Source organism: Arthrobacter sp. M4 (genome assembly GCF_020251205.1).
In the GTDB taxonomy this organism is placed as follows: Bacteria; Actinomycetota; Actinomycetes; order Actinomycetales; family Micrococcaceae; genus Arthrobacter.
Window position 1 is genome coordinate 1 of the sequence record NZ_JAIWYX010000066.1, and the last position, 438, is coordinate 438.

Here is a 438-nt window from a genome sequence, read left to right on the forward strand (position 1 = left end):
GACAGCATCCGGGAAACCTGTGAGGCCGTCACAGCAGACAATGAGCACGTCCTTGACCCCGCGGTTGGCCAGTTCGGAACAGACTCCGGCCCAGAACTTTGCCCCCTCGCTGGCCTCAACCCAGATGCCGAGGACATGCTTGATGCCGGTCAGGTCCACGCCCACGGCGATGTGAGCCGCCCTGTTCTGGACCTGGTGCCCGTCACGGACCTTGATGACGATGGCGTCCAAATACAGGATCGGGTACAGCGGATCCAAAGGACGTTGTTGCCACTCCATGACCTCGTCCAAGACCTCGTCCGTGATTTTGGAGATCGTTTCATGGGACAGTTCGGTGCCGAGCGTCGCTTCGAGATGATGCGCGATGTCACGGATTGTCATCCCGCCGGCGTAGAGGCTGATGATCATGTCATCCAGGCCGGTGGTCCGCCGCGCTCC

The 438-nt window shown here is 61.0% G+C and carries 1 protein-coding gene; it reads right to left on the reverse strand.

What is annotated here, in order from left to right:
- Positions 1 to 438, reverse strand: a 438-nt coding sequence (locus LD110_RS23420; protein WP_225502340.1) for a transposase, incomplete at both ends; no start/stop codon positions are given.